The sequence below is a fragment of the Ralstonia sp. 22111 genome (assembly GCF_052045895.1).
GTDB lineage: Bacteria > Pseudomonadota > Gammaproteobacteria > Burkholderiales > Burkholderiaceae > Ralstonia > Ralstonia wenshanensis.
The window spans coordinates 281,272-303,303 of record NZ_JBQEPR010000006.1 but is presented as its reverse complement, the minus strand read 5'-3'; the positions used below and the strand labels follow the sequence as shown (position 1 = coordinate 303,303).

Here is a 22,032-nt window from a genome sequence, read left to right as displayed (position 1 = left end):
AGAAGACCAGTGTCAGTGACTCAGCGATGCCGCTTCCTGCAGGCTGAGCGAGCGCGTTTCCGGCGCCAGCGCAATGGAGATGACGAAGCCAACGAGCGACACCGCCGCCGCGGCATACATCGTGTTGCCGATGCCGATGGTTTCCAGTGCGATGGGCACGGCCCACGTTCCGATTGCCGCACCAATGCGCGACAGCGATGCACCCATGCCGACTGCAAAGGCGCGGATGTCGGTCGGGAAAATTTCGTTCGGATAGACCAGTTGCAGCACTTGCGTTCCGCCAACGAGCACGGCATACAGGCCGAACAGCATGAGGATCACCCACTCCGAGCCATTCGAGCATGCGCCCAGCGCCAGCAGCGCCAGACCGGACCAGAGGAAGCTGTGAACCACCATCGCACGGCGGCCAAGCACGTTGATGATGCGCGTGGCGATGACGCAACCGACGACGAACAGCAGCGTGATCGCCACCGAGCCATACGATTCCCAATCGCCCGTGAGGTGCAGCGCCTGCAGCACGCGCGGTGCGAACGAATACACCGCAAAGACGGGAATGACCGAGCAGCTCCAGAACACCGACACGAACAACATGCGTTTACCATAGCCCGAGTGCAGCAGTGCGGCGAGCGAGAGTTTCTTCTCCGCCTGTTCTTCCGGCAGGTTGCGCAGCGAGAACGACGGGCCGTAGACCTGCTTGATGACAGCCTCGGCTTCTGCGCGGCGGCCCTTGCTGAGCAGCCAGCGCGGCGACTCCGGCGTGCCGACACGCACCAACAGCAGGAAGGCACCGATGACAGCCGGGCTGGCGAGCACCCAGCGCCACGCATCTGGGCCGGCCTGACTGAGCAGGATGTTGCCGACGATGTAAGCCAGCGCCGCGCCCAAGAACCAGATGATGGTCAGCGCTGCCAGGCGTGGGCCACGGTACTTGCGCGGCATGAACTCCACCAGCAGCGAACCGGCCACCGGGTACTCGATGCCAACACCAATCCCAATGAGGAAGCGCAACCAGAAGAGCGCGTCGCCGGATTGCGCCCAGAACTGCGCGATCGAACAGACAAGAAAGATCGTCGGACCCAGGAAGTACGGTTTCTGGCGGCCGATCCGATCGGTCAGCCAGCCGCCCAGGAAGCCACCGAAAAAGATGCCGATCAGCGCAGACGCGGCGATCATGCCCTCCCAGAAGCTGGTCAGCTTGAGCGCAGCGGAGAACTGCACCATCGCCACGCCGATGATGCTCAGCACATAGCCATCCATCAGCCAGCCGCCGCCGGATCGAATGGTGAGTAATTGGTGGAAGCCGTTCAGAGGCACGTCTTCGATGGAAATGTTGTTTGCCACGTTGTTGTCTCCTGATGCCCGGTCGCAAGAAACGCCGAAATGGGTTTCAGTGGCCGGGTCTAATGGATGAAATCGGGAAGCGCTGCTTTGCTTGACGGGATGACCGGATCGTCAGACCTCCGCGCCGGCACGGTGCTGTCCGAGCCAAAGATTGGCGTTCACGCCAATGGACAGGAACGGCTCCGGTGGCAGGCGGTTGGGGCCGGAGGTGGACAGCAGGAAATCGATCAACTCGTGGCGCTTGCCGGCAATCATGTCCGCCAGTAGCGTGCCGGTGACCGTGCCGCGGGTAATGCCCAGCCCATTGCAGAACAGCGCGCCATAGACGTTCGGCGCGAGTTGGCCGAAGAAGCCCTTGTGGTTCTGGGTCAGCGCGAGTGATCCGCTCCACGTGTAGTCGAAATCGGCATCCGGCAGCATCGGAAAGCGCCGCTCGAACGACTGACGGTGGTTGCGGACAAAACGCTCCAAGCAATGCGCCTTGGGCTGTTGATCGGGATTGAAGCTGAAGCTGTTGCGGATCAGGATCCGGTTGTCGTGCGTACGGCGCACCGTGCTGCCGTACGGATCGGCAGGGATCACCCCCCAGAACGGCTGGCCACCCAACTTCGCCTGCTCGGCTTGCGTGAGCGGCCGGGTCAGGCTCGCGTAGAGGAACATCGGCAATACGGTGCGCTGGAGAAAACCGAACCGCGCGCCAAATGCGTTGTTCGCCAGCACGAGCTTGTCCGCGACGATGCGGCCTTGGCGATGCGAGAGCACCACCTTGTCGCCATATTCCACGTCGGTGATGGCCGTGTTTTCGTACAGCGTCACGTTGGACGGCAGGCTGTCGGCCAGACCTTTAACGAGCGCCGACGGCTGCAGCAGCACGGTGCCCGGTGTAAACAGCGCCTGACGGTAGAACGAGGTCCCGATATGGCCCGGCAAGTCCTTGCCGGCGATCACCTCATAAGGCTCGCCCAGCTTGTCGAGCCCGCGCCGATATGCGTCCAGCACGGCAATGCCACGGTTCTCGACGGCGGCCTGGTATTTGCCGCTCGGGCGCATATGGCAGTCGATCCCGTGCGCCTCGACCTGCGATCGCAGAATCCCCTGCCCCAGCCGATTGAGCTTGAGAGTGCTCTTGGCAACGTCGATGTCGCCGATGTAGTCGTCTGCGCCGATGTCGTGCGGCAGATCGATCGCGAATCCGGCGTTGCGGCCCGAGGTGCCAAAGCCCACCTCCTGGGCATCGACCAGTGCCACTTCGTCATCAGGGAAATTCAGTGCCAGTTGTCGCGCGGCCGCGAGCCCGGTAAAGCCGGCGCCAATGACCACCCAGCGCGCATGTGTTATCCCCGAATGTGAGGGTTTTGGCTGACGGCGCTGACTCAGGTGATACCAGCCGCAAGCCGAATCGTCGGCGGGAAGGGAAGTTACGCGTGTCATCTCCAAACTCACTTTTTGCAACGCTCGGGCATCGACCTACTCAGGAAATCACGCTGACGAACAGGCGTTTCGGAGGACGTTTGGCGATGCGTTTTCGCATGTCTACAATTGGTAGACACAGAATAGGCGTGAGGTAGACATGCTTCTATCCGGGTTTACGAGAGTATTGATTGATGCCTCATAAATCACTTTATGGGCAAGGAGGTTGTCGAGAAAGGCGATTCAGAGCGCTGGGGCGACGGGCCGGAGATCGTTTATCGGTAAAGGTTTGGGAGCGAAGCGGGCTCCAGCGCGCCGGAAATGCGGACATGCACGCGACCCCGATGGTTGCCGCCTCATGCGATAAACTGTCTACGATTGATAGACACGAGAACGACCATGGCGAAGGCAAAGGCGGCAGCAAACGACGACACGCAGGCGGCAGACCTCTCCGTTGACCGGAAGGCCCTGCTGGGCGAGGCGCTGCGCAGGCGGATCGTCAGCATGGAGATGCCGCCCGGCTCAGTGGTGGACGAACTGGCGTTGAGCGAAGAGTTCGGGCTGTCCCGACCACCGGTGCGCGAAATCATGCGGCAAATGGCAGCCGAGGGTTACATCGAACTGGAGGCCAATCGGGCCGCGCGCGTTTCCTCGATGAACCACCAGTCGCTGCGCAATTTCTTCCTGGCCGCGCCGCTCATCTACATCGCGACCACGCAATTGGCGGCGGTCAACGCTGCCCCCAACGAGATCGACGAACTCAAGCAGATTCAGGAGCGATTTCGCGAGGCGATCGATCAGAACGATGTCGAGAATCGCGTCCTATATAACGACCAGTTCCACCTGCAGATCGGCAAGATGGCGCACAACGCTTATCTGATGCCAAGCCTGCAGCGTATCCTGATCGACCACGCTCGACTCGGCAAAATCTTCTACCGGCATCCGACCACCACCGACATGAACGCGGATCTCGGCAAGGCTGCCAGCCAGCATGATCAGATCATCGAGGCCATCGAGCGCCATGATGCCGACGCAGCGGCAGAGATCGTGCGGGCCCACATGGATCTGTCTCGCCGCCGGATGACAGAGTACGTGGCGCCTGCGGCGGTTGATGTACCGTTGGTGTACTAACCCCCGGCCGTCGTGATGAATGTTGGCGCGGCGATCGTCGTCAGCCCTGGTTAGTGCTTAGCCTGCCGCGTCAGCCACGAAACCGCTTCGTCCACCATCGGATGGTGGCGATTTGTATTCCAGACTGCGGCGGCCGTCACCACCATCACCTTCTCCTTCAGCGGCCGGATCACGACATTCTCCGGCGCCAGCTTACGCATGGACGCCGGAACCAGCGCCACGCCCTGGCCGCAGCCGACATAAGCGATCTGTGAGGTTACTGAACGCACTTCGTGCATCACTCGCGGCGTCAAACCATGCGTGCGGCAGACGGAGGTCAGCATATCGAAGTAGACCGGGCTGACCTGCCGGGAAGACATCACCAACTGTTCATCGGCAAGCGACTGCAACCGCACCCTTGGCAGCGCGGCCAGCGCATGTTCCCTCGGCAGTGCCACTGCCAAACGGTCTTCGGCCAGCGGCATCGTTGCGATGCCGCTGCCGACCTCGCCATCCAGGCGAACGAAGGCGAGGTCGAGTTCGCCTGCTTCCAACGCCGGAATGGCTTCGACGCTATCGATTTCCCGGACGAATACTGTCAGGTTCGGATGCGCGCGTTTGAGTGCATTCAGCAAGGGCGGCACCGTTTCCAGCATGGCCGAAGTGATGGCTCCGACATGCAGCACGCCGGACTGGCCAGCGGCGACTTCCCGTACGACGCGCTCCAGGCGTTCGACCTGGGTGGCGAACTGGCGAACGGCAGGCAGGATGGCCGCGCCCGCAGGACTGAGTTGGGTGCCGCGCCGTGAGCGATGAAATAGTTGCAGCTTGAGCGACTGCTCCAGCACCTTGATCTGTTCGGTCAGAGGCGGCTGGGACATGTTCAGGCGTTTTGCCGCCCGCCCGAAGTGCTGCTCTTCAGCGACGGTTAGGAACATCCACAACTGGCGTATCAGCCGGAAATCAATGGTGTTGTTCATGCTCTGAGCGGTGCTTTTTCTCTTCCTAAAATCGTATCAGACAGATACGAAATTGGAAATTTACATATCAGGCTGCGGGTACGACGATGGTCTCACTTGCAAACGGAGACCAGCGTGATGACCCAGCCTTCCTACCTTGAACGCCTCGCATCGCTTGATACCAACACGGTGTCCGATGCGCTCGACTTTCTCGGCCTGCCTGGCGCCACTTTTGGCCTGCGCCCTTTGTGGGACTGCCCGAAGATCGTCGGCCGCGCGAGCACCATCCAGCTCGGCCCCAAGACGGACGCCAAGCCCACCGTGCATCTGATTACGCCCGTTGTTGAGGCCATTTCGACGGATGACCGTGTGCTGGTGATCGCAGGCGGCGCGGAGGGCATCTCGTGCTGGGGCGACATCCTGGCCAACGCTGCAACCGCCAAGAGGGTTCGCGGCTCGGTCATCGACGGCCTGAGCCGCGATATCGAGGGCAGCGAATCCATTGGCTACCCGGTCTACGGTCGCGGCATCACGATGATCAGCGCCCGCAACCGGGTGATCCAGATCGACTCCGGCAAGCCCGTTCAGATGGCGGGCGTCACTGTGCACGAAGACGACTACGTCATCGCAGACCGCTGCGGCACGGTGTTCGTGCCTGCTGATCGCATTGAAGAGGTGCTCGACCTCGGTGAGCGCATCGCCCGCCGCCAGGACGGCATGGTGGCCGCCGTGCGCGCCGGCCGCTCCGTGGCCGAGGTGATGCACGACAAGGAATTCGAGGCCATCGCGGTTCGCTGATCCGCCAACAGACATTTTTCGATTGGAGTTCTGCACATGACGAATCCACGTAAGGCCAGCGCTGAAGACCAGGAACTGGTTGCCCTGTTCGCGGGCCTCGATACACCCGGCGTCTCGGACGCCATGGACAAGCTGGGCCTGCATGGCCAGGCCCTGGGCATCATGCCGCTGGCCGACTACACCAAGGTCGTGGTGGGGCCGGCCTTCACGGTCAAGTACGTGCCAGCCAGCGTGCCGGCGGGGACCGTTGGCGATTTCATCGACGACGTGGCCGAGGGTGATGTGGTGGTGCTCGACAACGATGGCCGCACCGACTGCACCGTCTGGGGCGACATCATGACCCAGTACGCGGGACTGCGCGGCATCGCTGGCACCGTGATCGACGGCGTGTGCCGCGATGTGAACAAGGCGCTGGGTGACAACTATCCGCTGTTCACTGCGGGCCGCTTCATGCGGACCGGCAAGGACCGCGTGCAGGTCGAATCCGTCAACACGACGGTCGGCATCGGTACCGTGCGGGTCGCCTCGCGCGACATCGTGGTTGCGGACGCGAATGGCGTTGTCATCGTACCGCGTGGGCGCGCCCGCGAAGTTGCCCAGATCGCCCGCCAGATCGAGGAAGTGGAGTCGCGCATCCGCGAGCAGATCGCGCAGGGCAAGGCGCTAGGCGAGGCTCGCGCCGCGCTGGGTTATCACACGCTGCAAACCAAGGCCTGAACCATGAGCACGATCACGAATTACGCCGCCTACGACGGGGCGCTGCTGGCGCAGGCGTGCAAGCTCGGCACCTCGACGCTGTTCGAGGCGTCTGGTCTGTCCACCAGTGCCGTCGATCCCGCAATCCATACGGTATGGCCCGGTGCATCGGTTGCTGGGCCCGCATATCCGTTGGAATGTTCACCGGGGGACAACCTTTCCATCCACATCGCAATGGAACGGGTGCCGCGCGGCAGTGTGTTGGTGATTTCGACTGGTGGGTTCGTTGCCGGTTACTGGGGCGAGGTGCTCACGGTTGCGGCTGAGGCGGCCGGCGTGGCGGGCCTGGTCATCGACGGTGGCGTGCGCGACATTGCTGCGATGACGGCACGTCGCTTCCCGGTGTTCACGCGGGGCATTTGCATGCGCGGCACAATCAAGGCCAGTGCGCCGTCGGTCGGCCAGCCGATCAGCTTTGCGGGTACGCCCGTCGCCGCTGGTGACTTGGTGGTGGCAGACGACGATGGTGTGCTCGTCATTCCCGCAGTACAGGTGCAACACACGCTAGCGCAAGGCCAAGCGCGTGCGGACAAGGAAGCGAAGATGATGGATGCCCTGCAGCAGGGCAAGAGCACGCTGGAGCTGATGGGCCTCACGAGCTGGAGGGACGCGTAATGACCGATACCGCCCACGGACTGAACCGCTTTCTGGCCGCCGCGCGGCCGTCCGCCACCTACCGAGTGATGGATCGCGTGGCCGCGCGACGCGCCAGCGGTGCCACTGTCATCTCGTTGAGTGCAGGGGAACCGGATTTCGATACGCCTGAGCACGTGCGTGAGGCAGGCATTGCCGCCATCCGTGCCGGCCATACGCGCTATACGCAGGTGGCGGGATTGCGTGCGCTGCGTGAGGCGATTGCCGCCAAGTTCCAGCGCGAGAATGGCCTGGACGTGGACTGGCGCAACACGCTCGTGTGCAGCGGTGGCAAGCAGGTAATTTTCAACGCGCTGGCGGCCACGCTCAACGAAGGGGACGAAGTCATCGTCCCGGCGCCGTATTGGGTGAGCTACCCCGAGATCGTTCAGCTCTGCGGCGCGCGCCCGATCGTCGTCGAGTGCGGCGCAGAGACAGGTTTCAAGCTGACCCCGCAGGCGCTGCAACAGGCACTGACGCCCAAAACGCGTTGGCTGATCCTGAACTCGCCTTCCAACCCGACCGGGGCGGTATACACGCGCGAGGAGCTGCTCGCGCTGGCGGGTGTTTTGCTTGACCACCCTGAGGTGCTCGTCTTGTCCGACGACATCTACGAGCATCTGATCTGCGACGATCTGCCGTTCTTCACCATCGCCCAAGTCGAACCCCGGCTGCGTGAGCGCGTCTTGACCATGAACGGTGTCTCCAAGGCCTACGCGATGACGGGTTGGCGCATCGGCTTTGGCACTGGCCCCAACTGGCTGATCGAAGCCATGGAGAAACTGCAGGGGCAGCAGACGTCCGGCGCCTGCTCGATCTCCCAGCATGCTGCTCTAGCTGCGTTGACGGGGCCGCAGGACTTCATCCAGCAGTCCCGCGCGGTGTTCCAGCGCCGACGCGACATGGTGGTCGAGTTACTGAATCAGGCGCCGGGCTTACGCTGCGCCGTGCCTCAAGGCGCGTTCTATGCCTTCGCCTCGTGCAAAGACCTGATTGGTAAGACGACGTTGGCCGGTACGCGCCTGGACAGCGACGAGGCTGTGGTCAACGCATTGCTCGACGAGGCGGGTGTGGCCACCGTGCATGGGAGTGCGTTCGGACTCGGGCCGTACATTCGCATTGCCTATGCGCTCGATGATGCGTCCTTGCGGAAGGCGTGCACGGCCATCCAGGATTTCTGTTGCGCGCTCACTGCATGAGTGCACTCGGGACCGTGAATTCTATGTCTCAAGCGTTCATCCAATCGCGGTTCTCCTTCACCATAGATGGTGCGGCGGTGGACATCGCCGCCATCCATCGCGATGGCGGCAAGGCGCCGATCGTGTTTCTGCACGGCTTCGGCTCCACCAAAGAGGACTACGCCGATATCGTTCGCCAGGCGGAGTTTGCCGGCCACCCGTTCGTCGCCTATGACGCACCGGGCTGCGGTGAAAGCCGCTGCGCCGATCTGTCGAAGACCAGCATCCCGTTCCTGGTCGACACGGCGCTGGCCGTACTGCAGCGCATCGGCTTCGAGCGCTTTCATCTGATCGGACACTCGATGGGCGGCCTGACCGCGTTGATGCTCGCGCACCAGCATCCCGAGCGGGTGCTCAGCTTTGTTGATATTGAGGGCAACATCGCGCCCGAGGATTGTTTTCTCAGCCGGCAGATCGTCGACCACCCGCGGGAAGACGCCGACCGGTTTTTCGACGATTTCATCGAGCGCACCCGGCATGCACCGGCCTATGCAAGCGCGCTATACGCCGCGAGCCTACGTCACAAGGTCCGGGCCGGGGCAGTGGGCGGCATCTTCCGCTCGATGGTCGACCTGTCGGACAACGGCGATCTGATGCGCAAGTTTCTCAGCCTGCCATTCCCGCGCATGTTCATGTATGGGGCGCAGAACGCTTCGCTTTCGTACCTGAGCCACATCCGCGAGCAGGGCGTCGTATTGGCTGAAATTCCGGAGTGCGGACACTTTCCGATGTATTCGAATCCGGTGCTGATGTGGAAGGCGATCGCCGAGTTTCACGCGGGTACGCGTTGAAACCTTCCGGAAGAGCCTTTTAGGCGCTGCCTGGATCGAGAAGGTTCGAGCTGAAATCGCATGTCTGCGCCGCCAGCCGTGCAATCACGGCAACCAATGATTGCGGCGTGCTGGGCCGGTGCAGGGCGACGTACCGAACCGGGGGCAGGGCAGGCTGCGTACGAATGATCGAAAGCGCGCCGCGTGCAACCATATGGCCCAGACACGCCTTCGGAAGATAACTGACGCCAAGGCCTGAGAGCGTCAGGCCCAATTGTGCGATCAAGCTGTTGCTTGCCAGGATGCGCGGCGTACCGACACCTTGTTCCTGAAGAAAGCGCATGTACAGGTATCCGGTTCCAGATTGCGTGCCCTGCAAGATCAACGGAAACTGCGTGATCTCCGCCAGTGCGATGCTCGCCTTCTTGCGTCCAAGCGCCGGTGAACACATCCAGGCGTTCTCCACCTCACCAACCTGAGTCATGGTGAACGGTTCGGTGCCGTGGGTCTGCGGAACAACGATGAGATCGATGGTATCGGCTGCCAGGCGCTCACGGAGTGTCGCTGTCAGATCCACCTCGGCTTCCACCTTGGCTTTCGGATATTCGGCCTGTATCGCGGCGATCAGGCGAGGAAGCCAGGTGAGCGCCGTCAGTTCGGTCACACCGATTCGCACCTGCTTGACCAGCACATCCTTTGAGCTGATCCGCTCGACAATCTGATCGCGGCGCTCCAGCAATTCCTTTGCATATTCGAAGATCTCCGAGCCTTTCTCGGTGAGCCGTGCGCTGCGATGCGTGCGGTCGAACACCTCAATGTCGAAGATGCGTTCGAGCTCCTGCACGCGCTTGGAGACCGCCGACTGCGTGGCATTGAGCCGACTGGCAGCGGCTTCGAACGAGCCCAACTGAACGATCCAGTACAGCGCCTCCAGTTGCTTGAACGTCAGCATCGTCAGTTCCTACATATGAAAAAAAGCGATTTTTCATCATACAAAAAAATCGCTTTTTGTTCTAATTCAAGGTGCTTATGGTTGTGCCCAGCCGTCTGATTTAAGCAGGCGCAGATGACTACAAGAGGAGACAACCATGGAATCCGCAATCGAAAGTCCGCCCCTGCAGGGCGTGTCCCCGAAGCCTCGCATTGGTCTGGCTTGGCAGATCGTCATTGGCTTGGCCGTCGGCATTGCTGTCGGGCTCGCCCTGAATCACTTCCCGCAGATGCGGGACGGCGCGGTTGCCGGGCTACTCCAGCCGGCCGGCGACATGTTCATCAAGCTGATTCGGATGATCGTGGTGCCGATCGTCTTCACAAGCATGGTGATCGGTATCGCTGGTGTGGGTGACGGCAAGACGCTGGGGCGGATCGGCCTGAAGACGCTGGTGTATTTCGAAGTCATCACCACCATTGCGATCGTGCTGGGCCTCGTCATCGGGAACGTGTTCCAGCCTGGTGCTGGCACCGACATGTCGCAACTGGCGCACACCGACATCTCGCGCTACCAGCAGGTGACGCAGCAAGTGCAGGGCCACCACGGGTTCATGGCACTGGTGTTGAGCATCGTTCCGGACAATATTCTGGCCTCGATGGCCAAGGGGGATCTGCTGCCTGTGATCTTCTTCTCTGTACTGTTCGGGCTGGGGTTGCAGTCCGTGCCGGACGAGTTTCGCAAGCCGGTGGTCGCCACGCTCAAAGGTATTGCCGAGGCGATGTTCAAGGTGACGGGCATCGTGATGCGCTATGCCCCCATCGGGGTCTGCGCCCTGATTGCCGTGACGGTGGCCAACTTCGGCTTTGCGTCGCTGCTGCCTCTGCTCAAGCTTGTTGCCGTGACCTATCTCGCGATTGCGGTGTTCGTCATTGCGGTGCTGGGCGTGACTGCACGTCTATTCGGCTTCCGCATTCTGACGTTGCTGCGCGTTATCAAGGACGAGCTGATCATCGCGTTCTCCACATGCAGCTCGGCCACAGTGCTGCCGCAACTCATGAAGAAGATGGAGGACTACGGCGTGCCGAAGAGCGTGACGGCGTTCGTTGTGCCCACCGGCTACACGTTCAACCTGGATGGCGCATCGATCTATCTTGGCATTGGCACGCTGTTTGTCGCGCAGCTGTATGGCACCCACCTTGGCTGGCAGGAGCAGCTTGTCCTGACGCTCACGATGGTGGTCACCTCGAAAGGCGCGGCGGGTGTGCCCGGCTTCATGTTCGTGATCCTGCTCGCCACGCTGGCCAGCGCCGGTCTGCCGCTGGAAGGGCTCGCGTTTATCGCGGGTGTGGACCGCATCATGGACATGGGGCGCACGGCCCTCAACGTTGTTGGCAATGCACTGGCTCCCCTGGTAATCGCCAAATGGGAAGGTCAGTACGACGCCAAGAAGGGCGAGGCCTATCTCGCTTCGCTCGACGCATGAACACCCAGATCGCACGCTGCCGAGCGACGATCAGAAATTAGTCAGACATTGGAGTCATTCAGATGGATGCCAGCAAAGGCGAATTTTTTTCCGAAGCGTTGATGCAAGAGATCGTCGCGCGATTTCACCATGTCGAGCGCGACATGGATGGTCGAGAACGCCTGTTCTTTGACAACGCCGGCGGTTCGTTCCGACTCAAGGCTGCCCTGGAGGCGTATGTGGGTATCGATGCGCTGCCGGATTGCCCCGAACGTATTCACGAGCGCGCGCGCTATCTTCAGGACGTGCAGGCGCGCGGCGAGAGCGACATCCGAACCATCCTCAACGCAGAAGGCGGCAGCATCTATGCCTCGCTCACCGCATCGGGTGCGATGTTCGACATGGTGCGGGCAATCATGGAAAACGTGCCGGGCACCAACGCGGTGACCACGGTGCTGGAGCACCCGTCTTCATACGACGCGATGGCGTTCTACGCAGAGCGAACCGGCAAGACGCTGCGCGTTGCTCGGAGCAACCCCGAAACAGGTGGCGTGGATGCGGACGAGATCCTATCACTCGTAGACGAAGGCACGGCACTGTTGAGCGTGATCTACGCCTCGAACATTTCCGGCGCGAAGCTCGATATCGCCACCATTGTGGAGCGCGCACGGGCGAAGAAGCCGGGACTGTTCATCGTTGTGGACGCGGTACAGCACGCCCCCCACGGTGTGATTGATCTGAAGAAGACGCCCGTCGATGGCATCAACTTCGCGCCGTACAAATTCTTTGGTTGCCGTGGTTCCGGCATGTCATGGCTGTCGCCGCGCGCCTCTGAACTTCCGCACCATCGGCTGACCGCAAAACAACCGGGGGAGTGGGAGTTGGGCAGCCCGGCGCCGGCGCAATTCGCGGTAGTCAGCGCAATTGTCGATTACGTGACGTGGATCGGCCGGTATTTCAGTGATCAGACCGAACGGCGCGAGCTCTTCGTTGAAGGCATGCGTCGGATTGAGCAGCATGAACGAGCGCTGCTTACGGCGTTGCTGGACGGCTATGGCGGGCAGGGCGGTCTGCGTCCGATGCGTGGCATCGAGGTGCACTGGGATCACCCAGATCTCACGCAGCGCGACCTGATCGTTGGCGTGGGCTTTCAGAACCTAGAGCCTACCCAAGCAGTGCGCGAGTATGAGAAGCGCGGCGTTATCGTCTACGAGCGCGTTGCGTCCAGCCTGTACTCGGGCCGGATGTTGAAGTCGTTCAATCTCTCCGGCGCGGTGCGGGTGTCGCCGCTGCATTGCCATACGCCGCACGATATCGTGCGCTTCCTCGCCATCACAGAAGAACTGGCAGCGCTCTAAAGAAAACGGCCCGGATCGTCCGGGCCGTTTCGCTTTGTTTTGTACTGGTGGCGTGGGGCAACCCACTATTCACCCGAGGTCTTTTCCCGCGCGGCATTGCGCAAGTGCAACCGCAGGAAATCTGCTGCGGCTTCCTGTTGCCCGCCCAGTAGCAGATCGATCAACGTCAGATGTTCGCGGCAGCGTCGCTCGGCCTGGTCACGGTCGACCGCCTTGCGGTACTCCATCAATCGACGGAGCCGATCCAGACGGCGCAATCCGTCCAGGATGAATGCGTTGCCCGAACAGGCTGCAATGGTTTCGTGCAACCGGCTGTTCGCGTCGAAAAGGCTGGCAGGCGATGCCGTCCTAACGCCCCCATTGGCCAGCGCTTCCTGTTCAGCACGACACCGCAGCAGCGCCTCGCGATCCAGCTTAAAGGTCGGCTCCAGGATACCGGCGGCCTCGATCAGCAGCCGGTATCGGTAGCCCTGCGAATACGTTTCCGCCGATGTGAGCACCGGCAAAAACATCCACCCGTGCCCCGGGAGCCGTTCCACCCAGCCCTCCTGGGCCATGCGCCGAAGGATGGCATTCAACTGCCCGCGCGTGACGCCATACCTGCGCATCAGCTCGTTCTCTGTAAAGCGGTCGGGGAGTTCTCCGCGCAGGCGTTCTTCGGCAATGCGCAGATAGGTCTCTTCGGTTTCGTCAGCGCCGGCCGTCTCGGACTCAATCGCGCCGGTCGGCTGGGCGGCGTCGGCCTCCGCGACCGCGTAACCGCCCTCAGGATGCGCAATCACGATCGATTGGCTGGCCAGTCGCTTCAAGGCTTCGCGCACTGGAGACCGCGACACACGGAACTGCTCCGCCAACGCCCGCTCGGGCAGCCGCGTACCGGGCGTCATGCCGGCGCTGGCGATGTACTGGTGGATGTTGGCCGCGAGCGTGTCGGCGAGTTGGCGAGCCATGGGGCAATGGATGACTGGGGCGGTGGGGCGATGTTAACACAGCTCGAATCCGGAACTTTGCGTCCTCAAAGGACCATCCGAAAAGTGTTGCATCAGCAGCCCGATGGGCATTCCGGGTCGAAAAAACGACGCCCACGGGTAAACCACGAGTATTTCCCACAAAGCCGTACAGCATAGCCGCTTGTCCATGTCGCTCTGTCACCTCGGCATTTTGTCTTCTCAAAAAACCCTTTACATGGTCTTTTGATTAAATAAAATACCAATCAATCGCTTCCCGCGCACCCCCTTTGCAAATCTGAAGAACCAGGAGACTCATGTGCAACGTAGGCATCTTCTTGAGGCTGGCCTTGCTGCTGTCGGCAGCCTCGCCCTTCCGTCAGGTTTTGCGGCCATCGGGCCTGCCAATGGGCAAGGAGCCGGCGTGAACCCCGACCTCGTGCGCAACGTGAGCGTGCCAACCGTCCCGCCGCCCTCCGGCAGTTGCGATTGCCACGTGCATATCTTTGATGCCGCGCGCTTCCCGTTCGCTGCCAAGCGCTCCTACACACCGGGCGTGGCGCGCGTCGAGGATCTGCTGGTGTTCGAGCAGCGCATTGGCATGAGCCGCGTGGTGCTGGTGCAGCCGAGTGTCTACGGCACGGACAACGCTGCCATGCTCGACGCACTCGGGCGGCTGGGGCCGGCCCAGGCGCGTGGCGTTGCCGTGATCGATCTCCAGCGCGCCACGCATGCGGAGTTGGAGTCGATGCACAGCGTGGGGGTGCGCGGCATTCGGCTGAATCTCGAGGTGAGCGGCCAACGCAACCGTGATTTCGCGCTCGCGCAACTTAAGAGCGCACAAGATGTGGTGGGGCCGCTGGGCTGGGCAGTCCAGGTCTACGCCGACGTGGATGTCATTGCGGAAATCGCCCCGGGCATCGCCGAACTGAAGGTTCCAGTGGTGCTGGATCACTTTGCCGGCATCAAGACGTATCGCAAGGAAGAACAGAAGGCTGCGTTTGCGAATGTCGTGTCACTGGTCAAGGCGAGCGACGTCTACATCAAGCTTTCTGCCCCGTATCGCGCCTCGAAGAATGCCCCCGGTTTCGACGATGTGAGCGAGTTTGCAGCCGCACTGATCGACGCCCGCCCCGATCGGCTGGTGTGGGCGTCCGATTGGCCGCACACCGGCAGCTCGGGCAACCGCAGCGGCGACCTCGAACAGATCGAGCCATTCCGCAGCGAAGACGCCGGCCGCGCGCTCAACCAACTCATGGGCTGGGCCAAGACACCCGAGATGCAGAAACGCATTCTCGTTGACAACCCAGCGCGTCTATATGACTTCGCCAAGTCCACGAGCTAAGACTTCCTCTCCCCAACAAGGCATTCCGATGTTTCGAACTCTGAACCCCGCCACCGAGCAAGTCGTGGCCACTTTTGATGCCGACCCGCAGCAACGCGTCGAGCAAGCCCTCAACGCGGCTGCGACTGCCCAGAAGGCATGGGCGAATACGCCATTGGCCACCCGCACGGCTACAGTCGGGCGCGTGGGCGATGTGCTCCTGCGCCGCAAGGCCGAGCTGGCCGCGCTGATCACGCTGGAGATGGGCAAGCCCATCGCCGAGGCAGAAGCGGAAATCGAGAAGTCCGCCTGGACCTGCCACTTCTATGCAAAGCACGCCGCCAAGTACCTCGGCGACCAGACCGTGCAAAGCAACGCCAGCGAAAGCCTGGTCGTCTATGACCCACTGGGCGTCGTGCTGGCGATCATGCCGTGGAACTACCCAGTATGGCAGTTCATCCGCTTTGCGGCGCCGGCGCTGTGCGCCGGCAACGGCGCGATCCTCAAGCATGCGGCGAATGTGCCGCAGTGTGCGCAGGTGTTGGAGTCCGTGTTCCTGGAAGCGGATGTGCCTGCGGGTCTGGTGGCTTCGCTGCTGATCGAACCGGAGGGTGTTGCCGCACTTATTGATGACCCGCGCATCGCGGCCGTCACACTCACCGGCTCCACCGCTGTGGGCAAGCTGGTCGCCTCGCAGGCAGGTCGTGCGATGAAGAAGCAGGTGCTTGAGCTGGGCGGCTCGGACCCGTTTGTCGTACTGGCTGATGCCGATGTCGATGCGGCTGCCAAGGCTGCCGTTAAGGCGCGCTTCTCCAACGCCGGCCAAAGCTGCATCTCATCCAAGCGCTTCATCGTGGCGGATGTTGTAGCGGATCGCTTTGTCGAGCGCTTCTGCCAGGAAGTGGAGAAGCTGAAGGTGGGCGACCCGACACAGCGCGACACCACCGTCGGCCCCATGGCGCGCTCCAACCTGCGGGACGAACTGCACCGCCAGGTGGAACGCACCATCGAAGCTGGTGCCACGCTCAAGGCTGGCGGTGCGCCGCTGCCGGGCGCTGGCTTCTTCTATGCGCCGACCGTCTTCGATCACGTCACGCCGGACATGCCCGCTGCGCGCGAAGAGACGTTCGGCCCCGTCGCCGCCATCCTGCGCGTGAAGAGCGCGGACGAGGCCATTGAACTGGCCAATGCGACTGAGTTCGGCCTGGGTGCCGCCATCTGGACGGCCGATACCGAACAGGCAAAGCAGCTCGCGCGGCGTATCGAAGCGGGCGCCGTGTTCATCAACGGGCTGGTGGCCTCCGACGCGCGCCTGCCCTTCGGCGGCGTGAAGCAATCGGGCTACGGCCGCGAGCTCGGCGAAGTCGGCATTCGCGAATTCACCAACATCAAGACTGTGTGGGTCGGGCCCGCCCGCTGACGCAGTGCTGCCCCCAACGCATTGGAGCCAACCATGACAATCAAGACACCCTCGGGCGCCGCCCTGCTCAAGCCGGATGAACTGCCGACCTACGACCGTGGCGGCGGTGCCAGTACCACGCCACTCGTCGGCCACGGCATCGGGTCCGACAGCTTCATCACCGGCTACACCTCGTTCGCTCCGGGCGTGGAGATTCCGTTCCACAGCCACAACTGCCAGGAAAGCGTGGTCCTGGTGGAAGGCGAAGCCATCCTCGACATCGACGGCCTGGAGTACCCGCTCAAGCCACTCGATGCCACGTTCATTCCGCCCAACGTGCCACATCGCTTCCGCAATCTTTCGAAGACGGCGCCGATGAAGATCCTGTGGATCTACGCCGTGCTCGACGCCACCCGCACGCTGGCCGACAGCGGGGAAACACGCCCTGTCTCGGCCGAGCACCAGACCCCCAAACACTGACTTTCTGAGCGACACCATCATGCGCATTCTTGTACTCCCGGGCGACGGCATCGGCCCTGAAATCGTTGCCGCATCCATCGACGTTCTCTCGCAAGCCGACAAGGCCTTCGGCCTCGGCCTGCAGTTCGATTACGAAGACGTCGGTTTCACCAGCCTCGAGAAACACGGCACCACGCTGCGCCAAGAGGTGCTCGACAAGGCGACCACCTACGACGGCATCATCCTCGGCACGCAGTCGCATGCTGACTATCCGGCACCGGACAAAGGCGGACGCAACATCTCCGCCGCCTTCCGCTGCGACCTGGACCTGTATGCCAACGTCCGCCCATCGCGCTCGCGCGAATTCCTGGGCAAAGGCGTGCGCAACATGGACCTCGTGATCATGCGCGAGGCCACCGAAGGCTTCTATCCAGATCGCAACATGTACGAGGGCTGGGGCGAGATGATGCCCTCCAAGGACATGGCGATCTCCGTGCGCAAGATCACCGCGCACTGCTCGGAGCGCATCGCCCGCCGTTCGTTCGAGCTGGCCATGAAGCGCACGAAGCACGTCACCGCCATCCACAAGGCGAACAGCTTTCACATGACCGACGGGCTGTTCCTGCGCGAAGTGCGCAAGGTGGCTCAGGAGTTTCCGGAAGTGCGGTTCGACGATCTGCTGGTCGATGCATCGACGGCCTACATGGTGCGAGACCCGTCGCGCTTTGACGTGATCGTCGCCACCAACTTCTACGGCGACATCCTCTCCGACTTGGCGAGCGAGCTGTCGGGCAGCCTGGGCCTGGGCGGCTCGATCATGGCCGGCGACACGCTCTGCTGCGCACAGGCACAGCACGGCTCGGCACCCGACATCCAGAACCAGGACAAGGCCAACCCGACGTCGATGATCCTCTCGGTCGGAATGTTGCTGCGCTGGCTGGGTGAGCACCATGAGCAAGCGAACTTTGTTGCCGCCGCAGATGCGATCGACGTTGCCGTTGACGCTGTGTTGGCGAGCCCGCAATCCCGTACAGCAGACCTTGGCGGCTCGATGGGCTGCCGCGCCTTCGGCAAGCAGGTGGCCGAAGCCGTTCAAGCGGCTTAATCAGCAGGTCGCGGGGCCAGTCACACCGCCCTGCGCCACAAGACGACAACAACAGATAGGAGACAAACCATGCCGGCACCGACGCCATTGGAATCGCGGCGCCATCTCCTTTAGGCGAACCCACGTTCTCGCCCACCCAACGCACCTGACACGCGTGCCCTGACCGGCACGCATTGGCACCTGCACGCTCCATGGATGATGGCATGTCCTGACATGCACACCGTCAGGGGAACGTGCGCACCTTCATCGAAGGATTTGAGATGCATTCCGAACCGATTGCAATGGACACCGTTCCCGTAGCGCCAGACCGCAAACGCGAGCTGCGCAGCAGTGCCATGCGCAAGAACGCCTGGCGGTTGCTTCCGCTGCTGACGCTGGCCTTCATCTTCAACTACATCGACCGCACCAGCGTCGGCTTTGCCGCGCTGACGATGAACAAGGACCTCGGTCTCTCGCCTATGCAGTTCGGCTGGGGCGCCGGCGTGCTGTTCGCGGGGTATTGCCTGTTCGAGATCCCGAGCAACCTGGCGCTCTACAAGTACGGCGCGCGCCGCTGGCTAGCGCGGATCATGATCACGTGGGGTCTTGCTGCCGCCGCCACCGCACTCGTACAAGGGCCGACGAGCTTCTACATCCTGCGACTCCTGCTCGGTATTGCCGAGGCCGGGTTTTTCCCTGGCGTGACGTTCTTCCTGGCGTGCTGGTTTCCGGCCGAGTACCGTGTGCGCGTGCTGGCGTTCTTCATGCTGGGCGTGCCGATCTCGTCCGTGATCGGCGGGCCAATGTCGACGTATCTGCTGGAGCTCAACGGACTCCTTGGCCTACATGGCTGGCAGTGGATGTTCCTGGTGCAGGGCCTGCCGGCGGTGCTGATCGGCTTCGCAGTCCTTGCCTACCTGCGCGACGATCCGAAGGATGCGTACTGGCTCACCGCGGACGAACGCAGCGAGCTCATCCAGATGCTGCATGAGGAACCGCGCGAGAAGCCCAAGAAAGCGCTGTTCTCCGCATTGAAGGATGGCCGCGTGCTGTTGCTTGCCGCCATCCAGTTCGGGTTCGTGCTCGGGTCCTACGGGATCGGTATTTGGTTGCCGCTGATTCTCAAGGGACGTGGTTTCACCACCGTCACAGTGGGGTTCCTGTCCACCATTCCGTACCTCGCGGCGATCGTTGGCATGCTGCTGTGGGCAAAGGTGGTTGACCGCAGCGGCAAGAAGATCGTCAACCTGATGAGTGCGTGCCTGCTGGGCGCGGCCGGGCTGGGGCTTTCCGCCGTGGCCGACGGCTTTGCCATGGAGTTGCTGGGCATCAGCCTGGCCGTGGTTGCCGTGAGCTCGGCACGGGCCATCTTCTGGACGATCCCGACCAGGTTCCTGACCGGCGTGGCCGCCGCGGGTGGGCTGGCATTCATCAACTCGATCGGGACGCTGGGTGGCTGGGTAGGCCCCGCCATGGTCGGTGCACTCAAGCAGTCCACGGGGACGTTCTCAGCGGGCATCTGGGCGATGGCGGCCATCCTCGTGGTCTCTGCCGTGCTGACCGCGTCGCTCACGTTGCTGGTCAAGAAGGACTGACACCCGCACGCATCTCGAGCATCTCGCATCAGGCAACGCTCTCCGGCCTCGCGCCGGAGGGGCTGCTTTCACCCACGCGGGTCATTACCACAAAAGGCAACGCACTTCGTCTCCCACGAGCTAGGGACGCAGGGACGCGGGCGATCCGCACCACCACAACAAGAGAACCGGAGGAGAACCCATGAAGAAAACGCTGATCGCAGGACTGGCCATGACCGCCTGCGCGGGCGCCGCACACGCACAATTGGCCCCTGGCATCACGCTGTACGGCATCATCGACACGACGCTGCGCTATTCCAACAACAACGCAGGTGACAAGCACCTCGCCGAGCTGACCGATGGCTACTTCAGTGGATCGCGCTGGGGCATGCGCGGCAACGAAAACCTCGGCAGCGGCTGGTCTGCGCTCTTCACGCTGGAGAGCGGCTTCGACCCAAGTACCGGCGTCTCCGCACAAGGCACGCCAACCGCCAACTACGGCCAGACTAGCACCGGCACGCAGGGGCGCTTGTTCGGCCGGCTGGCTTACGTGGGTCTCAGCCGCGACGGCATCGGCTCCTTGACATTGGGGCGTCAGTTCACGACCGCGTATGACGCCTCCGCGCGCTTCCAGCCGAACGGGCACCCGAACCTCGACCCAGTCACCATCGTCAACAGCTACACCGGTCCGCGCCAAGACAACATGGCCAAGTACTTCGGCCAATGGGGTGCCTTCTCCGCTGGCGCGCACTACACCTTTGGCGAGGTGCCCGGCCAGACCAAGCGCAGTTCCAGCTACGGCCTCTCGTTCGGCTATACCGCGGGGCCGTTGGACGTGGGTACTTTCTGGCAGCAGGCCAATGCGTTGACCACTCCAGAAGCACGCCAGGTCTGGGGCGTGGGTGGCAACTACCGGATCGGCATTGTGAAGCTGGCTTTCGGTTACCTGAACAACCGCTACAGCGTGAGTACAGCCCGCAATAACGTATTCACGGGTGGATTTGCCATTGACGTCACTTCAGCGCTCACGGTCTCGCTGGCATCGCACTACGATCGCCAAAGCAATCCCGATGGCAGCCGACTCATGGTGACGACCATCGCCGACTACAACTTGTCCAAGCGGACCGACGTCTATGCCGAAGTCGACTTTAACCGGATCACAGGCGGGTATACCGTGCCTACGTTCATGGGTGTCAAAGGCAACAAGCTAGGCGGGGGCGTTGGTTTCCGGCATCGCTTCTAACTCAATCCAATCCACCGGAGTGCAACGTGGTATTTGAAATGGCCCACATCGAAATTCTCGCCGGCAAGCAGCGCGAGTTTGAAGCCGCTGTCCAGCAAGCCCTGCCGTTGTTTGCACGGGCCAAGGGCTGCCATGGCGCAGCGTTGCATCACATCGTGGAACGGGACACCAGCTACGTGTTGTTGGTGCGCTGGAACACGGTAGAAGACCACATGGTGAACTTCCGACAGTCTGATGACTTCCAGGAGTGGCGCAAGCTGGTGGGGCCGTTCTTTGCCAAAGCGCCTGAGGTCGTTCACACGGAGTTGGTGTTGTAGCGCTGTAGCGTTCGCGCTTCGTTGAACTAGGACAGTGCCGCATCCACCAATAAGGAGCCAGTCAGCGCTCGAACGCGCTGATCGACAAAATAGCCGCCGCCTTCTGTGTACCGAAGGAAGACGCGGCGGCATGCCTTGCATTCCCAGACGTCGCTCCGGTTGTACGGAAGATAGTGAGGGGCGATCGGTGCATCATCAGACCAATAGCCCGTGCCACCGGGGTGGAACTCTGCAAAGGTGGCTTCGTCGACATTGCCCTGGACAAGCGTGCCGATACGCTGCAACTGTTCTTCAGGGAAAGACACGGGGAGGCTAGACCAGCCTGCCAGTGACGTCTTGGAACACTCGCAGGGTGTTTTCACGCTGTCGGAGCGTGATGCCAGGTTTTCGAGTTGCTGGAAATCCAGGTAAGGCAGATCGTTCATCTCGATAGGGTCTTGACACTGCAAGCGACTGCGGCGCTGAGGTTCCTTTGAAATGCGTGGTAACCCAGTGCTGAGCACGCTTGACGGCGTTTTCACTTGTCAATCTGTGCATCTTGCCTCAAACCGCGCGAGGTGGTTTGGGCGGAACGCTGGTGGGTCAATCCATCGCAGAAAGCAACCGTGCCGACGTTGCATTCGTGCCCGTGCGCGACATCGACGAGAGCGCCACGGTGGTGGCGATCACGCGCAAACACGAGGAGAACAAGTTGGTGGCCGCGTTCTTGGAGGCTTGGGCTTATACGGAGTCCGAGGCAGGATAGTCATTCAATCGTTGGGCTGGATCTCGAAGAGTACATCACCGTATCCCGCAACACTCTCGTCCTGCGCGACGAGTCTCGATAGCGTCCCATCGTGCGGAGCGGGAACGGCCCAAAACACCTGCCCGATGCGGATGTAGCCGATGCTCCGAGCTGCTGTCACGGTGTCCCCAACCT

General features: G+C 62.0%; 22 protein-coding genes. 16 read left to right on the top strand and 6 right to left on the bottom strand.

Annotated elements, in window-relative coordinates; all coding sequences use genetic code 11:
• Positions 1-12: 12 nt before the first annotated feature.
• Together ACTJK4_RS17325 and ACTJK4_RS17320 are read right to left on the bottom strand one after the other, a co-directional pair.
• Positions 13-1,341, bottom strand: a complete 1,329-nt coding sequence (locus ACTJK4_RS17325) for an MFS transporter (protein WP_440818523.1) — start codon at positions 1,339-1,341, stop codon at positions 13-15.
• Positions 1,342-1,452: 111 nt separating this feature from the next.
• Positions 1,453-2,772, bottom strand: coding sequence for an NAD(P)/FAD-dependent oxidoreductase (locus ACTJK4_RS17320; protein ID WP_440818522.1), 1,320 nt, complete (start codon positions 2,770-2,772; stop codon positions 1,453-1,455).
• A 378-nt stretch (positions 2,773-3,150) separates the two neighbouring features.
• On the opposite strand from ACTJK4_RS17320, the gene ACTJK4_RS17315 reads away from it, so the two are divergent.
• A complete protein-coding gene (locus tag ACTJK4_RS17315) occupies positions 3,151-3,882 on the top strand; it encodes a GntR family transcriptional regulator (RefSeq protein ID WP_440818521.1) in 732 nt (243 codons plus the stop codon).
• 50 nt (positions 3,883-3,932) lie between these two features.
• Here ACTJK4_RS17315 and ACTJK4_RS17310 read toward each other — a convergent pair whose 3' ends face one another.
• Positions 3,933-4,841: a LysR substrate-binding domain-containing protein gene (locus ACTJK4_RS17310; protein WP_440818520.1), complete on the bottom strand. Its 909-nt coding sequence runs from the start codon at positions 4,839-4,841 to the stop codon at positions 3,933-3,935.
• Between the two features lie 117 nt (positions 4,842-4,958).
• Here ACTJK4_RS17310 and ACTJK4_RS17305 point away from each other — a divergent pair, with 117 nt between their 5' ends.
• From ACTJK4_RS17305 to ACTJK4_RS17285, 5 genes are read left to right on the top strand one after another with little or no spacing between them, the layout of a single operon-like run.
• Positions 4,959-5,618, top strand: coding sequence for an RraA family protein (locus tag ACTJK4_RS17305; protein WP_440818519.1), 660 nt, complete (start codon positions 4,959-4,961; stop codon positions 5,616-5,618).
• Positions 5,619-5,654: 36 nt separating this feature from the next.
• Complete coding sequence (locus ACTJK4_RS17300) at positions 5,655-6,335, top strand: RraA family protein (RefSeq protein ID WP_440818518.1); 681 nt, start codon at positions 5,655-5,657, stop codon at positions 6,333-6,335.
• 3 nt (positions 6,336-6,338) lie between these two features.
• Positions 6,339-6,989: an RraA family protein gene (locus tag ACTJK4_RS17295; protein ID WP_440818517.1), complete on the top strand. Its 651-nt coding sequence runs from the start codon at positions 6,339-6,341 to the stop codon at positions 6,987-6,989.
• A complete protein-coding gene (locus tag ACTJK4_RS17290; RefSeq protein WP_440818516.1) occupies positions 6,989-8,206 on the top strand; it encodes a pyridoxal phosphate-dependent aminotransferase in 1,218 nt (405 codons plus the stop codon). Before ACTJK4_RS17295 ends, ACTJK4_RS17290 begins: the two co-directional genes overlap by 1 nt.
• A gap of 23 nt (positions 8,207-8,229) precedes the next feature.
• The gene (locus ACTJK4_RS17285; RefSeq protein ID WP_440818573.1) at positions 8,230-9,036 is read left to right on the top strand and encodes an alpha/beta fold hydrolase; all 807 of its coding nucleotides are present in this window, start codon (positions 8,230-8,232) and stop codon (positions 9,034-9,036) included.
• A gap of 19 nt (positions 9,037-9,055) precedes the next feature.
• Here ACTJK4_RS17285 and ACTJK4_RS17280 read toward each other — a convergent pair whose 3' ends face one another.
• Positions 9,056-9,967 (bottom strand): LysR family transcriptional regulator, encoded by a 912-nt coding sequence (locus ACTJK4_RS17280; RefSeq protein ID WP_440818515.1) that lies wholly within the window; start codon positions 9,965-9,967, stop codon positions 9,056-9,058.
• Positions 9,968-10,103: 136 nt separating this feature from the next.
• On the opposite strand from ACTJK4_RS17280, the gene gltP reads away from it, so the two are divergent.
• Both gltP and ACTJK4_RS17270 read left to right on the top strand, forming a co-directional pair.
• Positions 10,104-11,429, top strand: coding sequence for a glutamate/aspartate:proton symporter GltP (gene gltP / locus ACTJK4_RS17275; protein ID WP_440818514.1), 1,326 nt, complete (start codon positions 10,104-10,106; stop codon positions 11,427-11,429).
• 62 nt (positions 11,430-11,491) lie between these two features.
• Positions 11,492-12,766, top strand: a complete 1,275-nt coding sequence (locus ACTJK4_RS17270) for an aminotransferase class V-fold PLP-dependent enzyme (protein WP_440818513.1) — start codon at positions 11,492-11,494, stop codon at positions 12,764-12,766.
• A gap of 65 nt (positions 12,767-12,831) precedes the next feature.
• Here the strand turns inward: ACTJK4_RS17270 and ACTJK4_RS17265 are convergent, their stop codons facing one another.
• A complete protein-coding gene (locus tag ACTJK4_RS17265) occupies positions 12,832-13,716 on the bottom strand; it encodes a GntR family transcriptional regulator (protein WP_440818512.1) in 885 nt (294 codons plus the stop codon).
• Between the two features lie 421 nt (positions 13,717-14,137).
• On the opposite strand from ACTJK4_RS17265, the gene ACTJK4_RS17260 reads away from it, so the two are divergent.
• The 7 genes from ACTJK4_RS17260 (at position 14,138) to ACTJK4_RS17230 (ending at position 21,113) form a co-directional block, all read left to right on the top strand.
• Positions 14,138-15,058: an amidohydrolase family protein gene (locus tag ACTJK4_RS17260; RefSeq protein WP_440818511.1), complete on the top strand. Its 921-nt coding sequence runs from the start codon at positions 14,138-14,140 to the stop codon at positions 15,056-15,058.
• 28 nt (positions 15,059-15,086) lie between these two features.
• Positions 15,087-16,457: an NAD-dependent succinate-semialdehyde dehydrogenase gene (locus tag ACTJK4_RS17255; RefSeq protein ID WP_440818510.1), complete on the top strand. Its 1,371-nt coding sequence runs from the start codon at positions 15,087-15,089 to the stop codon at positions 16,455-16,457.
• 33 nt (positions 16,458-16,490) lie between these two features.
• The gene (locus ACTJK4_RS17250; RefSeq protein WP_440818509.1) at positions 16,491-16,916 is read left to right on the top strand and encodes a cupin domain-containing protein; all 426 of its coding nucleotides are present in this window, start codon (positions 16,491-16,493) and stop codon (positions 16,914-16,916) included.
• A gap of 19 nt (positions 16,917-16,935) precedes the next feature.
• The gene (locus ACTJK4_RS17245; protein ID WP_440818508.1) at positions 16,936-18,000 is read left to right on the top strand and encodes an isocitrate/isopropylmalate dehydrogenase family protein; all 1,065 of its coding nucleotides are present in this window, start codon (positions 16,936-16,938) and stop codon (positions 17,998-18,000) included.
• A 260-nt stretch (positions 18,001-18,260) separates the two neighbouring features.
• On the top strand, positions 18,261-19,574 hold the full coding sequence (locus tag ACTJK4_RS17240; protein ID WP_440818507.1) for an MFS transporter: 1,314 nt from the start codon (positions 18,261-18,263) through the stop codon (positions 19,572-19,574).
• A 181-nt stretch (positions 19,575-19,755) separates the two neighbouring features.
• The gene (locus ACTJK4_RS17235) at positions 19,756-20,796 is read left to right on the top strand and encodes a porin (RefSeq protein ID WP_440818506.1); all 1,041 of its coding nucleotides are present in this window, start codon (positions 19,756-19,758) and stop codon (positions 20,794-20,796) included.
• Between the two features lie 38 nt (positions 20,797-20,834).
• Positions 20,835-21,113 (top strand): antibiotic biosynthesis monooxygenase family protein, encoded by a 279-nt coding sequence (locus ACTJK4_RS17230; protein WP_440818505.1) that lies wholly within the window; start codon positions 20,835-20,837, stop codon positions 21,111-21,113.
• A gap of 26 nt (positions 21,114-21,139) precedes the next feature.
• Here the strand turns inward: ACTJK4_RS17230 and ACTJK4_RS17225 are convergent, their stop codons facing one another.
• A complete protein-coding gene (locus ACTJK4_RS17225) occupies positions 21,140-21,538 on the bottom strand; it encodes a hypothetical protein (protein ID WP_440818504.1) in 399 nt (132 codons plus the stop codon).
• A gap of 152 nt (positions 21,539-21,690) precedes the next feature.
• On the opposite strand from ACTJK4_RS17225, the gene ACTJK4_RS17220 reads away from it, so the two are divergent.
• Entirely contained in the window at positions 21,691-21,858 is a 168-nt protein-coding gene (locus tag ACTJK4_RS17220; protein ID WP_440818503.1) for a hypothetical protein, read from the top strand.
• Positions 21,859-22,032: the final 174 nt, after the last annotated feature.

Bases quoted from the DNA above. Each gene is read 5' to 3' on its own strand.
- ACTJK4_RS17280 (WP_440818515.1), bottom strand. From the start codon at position 9,967: ATGCTGACGTTCAAGCAACTGGAGGCGCTGTACTGGATCGTTCAGTTG.
- ACTJK4_RS17285 (WP_440818573.1), top strand. From the start codon at position 8,230: ATGTCTCAAGCGTTCATCCAATCGCGGTTCTCCTTCACCATAGATGGT.
- ACTJK4_RS17250 (WP_440818509.1), top strand. From the start codon at position 16,491: ATGACAATCAAGACACCCTCGGGCGCCGCCCTGCTCAAGCCGGATGAA.
- ACTJK4_RS17270 (WP_440818513.1), top strand. From the start codon at position 11,492: ATGGATGCCAGCAAAGGCGAATTTTTTTCCGAAGCGTTGATGCAAGAG.
- ACTJK4_RS17245 (WP_440818508.1), top strand. From the start codon at position 16,936: ATGCGCATTCTTGTACTCCCGGGCGACGGCATCGGCCCTGAAATCGTT.
- gltP (WP_440818514.1), top strand. From the start codon at position 10,104: ATGGAATCCGCAATCGAAAGTCCGCCCCTGCAGGGCGTGTCCCCGAAG.
- ACTJK4_RS17240 (WP_440818507.1), top strand. From the start codon at position 18,261: ATGCATTCCGAACCGATTGCAATGGACACCGTTCCCGTAGCGCCAGAC.
- ACTJK4_RS17230 (WP_440818505.1), top strand. From the start codon at position 20,835: ATGGCCCACATCGAAATTCTCGCCGGCAAGCAGCGCGAGTTTGAAGCC.
- ACTJK4_RS17310 (WP_440818520.1), bottom strand. From the start codon at position 4,841: ATGAACAACACCATTGATTTCCGGCTGATACGCCAGTTGTGGATGTTC.
- ACTJK4_RS17235 (WP_440818506.1), top strand. From the start codon at position 19,756: ATGAAGAAAACGCTGATCGCAGGACTGGCCATGACCGCCTGCGCGGGC.
- ACTJK4_RS17265 (WP_440818512.1), bottom strand. From the start codon at position 13,716: ATGGCTCGCCAACTCGCCGACACGCTCGCGGCCAACATCCACCAGTAC.
- ACTJK4_RS17225 (WP_440818504.1), bottom strand. From the start codon at position 21,538: ATGAACGATCTGCCTTACCTGGATTTCCAGCAACTCGAAAACCTGGCA.
- ACTJK4_RS17300 (WP_440818518.1), top strand. From the start codon at position 5,655: ATGACGAATCCACGTAAGGCCAGCGCTGAAGACCAGGAACTGGTTGCC.
- ACTJK4_RS17295 (WP_440818517.1), top strand. From the start codon at position 6,339: ATGAGCACGATCACGAATTACGCCGCCTACGACGGGGCGCTGCTGGCG.
- ACTJK4_RS17290 (WP_440818516.1), top strand. From the start codon at position 6,989: ATGACCGATACCGCCCACGGACTGAACCGCTTTCTGGCCGCCGCGCGG.
- ACTJK4_RS17320 (WP_440818522.1), bottom strand. From the start codon at position 2,772: ATGACACGCGTAACTTCCCTTCCCGCCGACGATTCGGCTTGCGGCTGG.
- ACTJK4_RS17305 (WP_440818519.1), top strand. From the start codon at position 4,959: ATGACCCAGCCTTCCTACCTTGAACGCCTCGCATCGCTTGATACCAAC.
- ACTJK4_RS17255 (WP_440818510.1), top strand. From the start codon at position 15,087: ATGTTTCGAACTCTGAACCCCGCCACCGAGCAAGTCGTGGCCACTTTT.
- ACTJK4_RS17315 (WP_440818521.1), top strand. From the start codon at position 3,151: ATGGCGAAGGCAAAGGCGGCAGCAAACGACGACACGCAGGCGGCAGAC.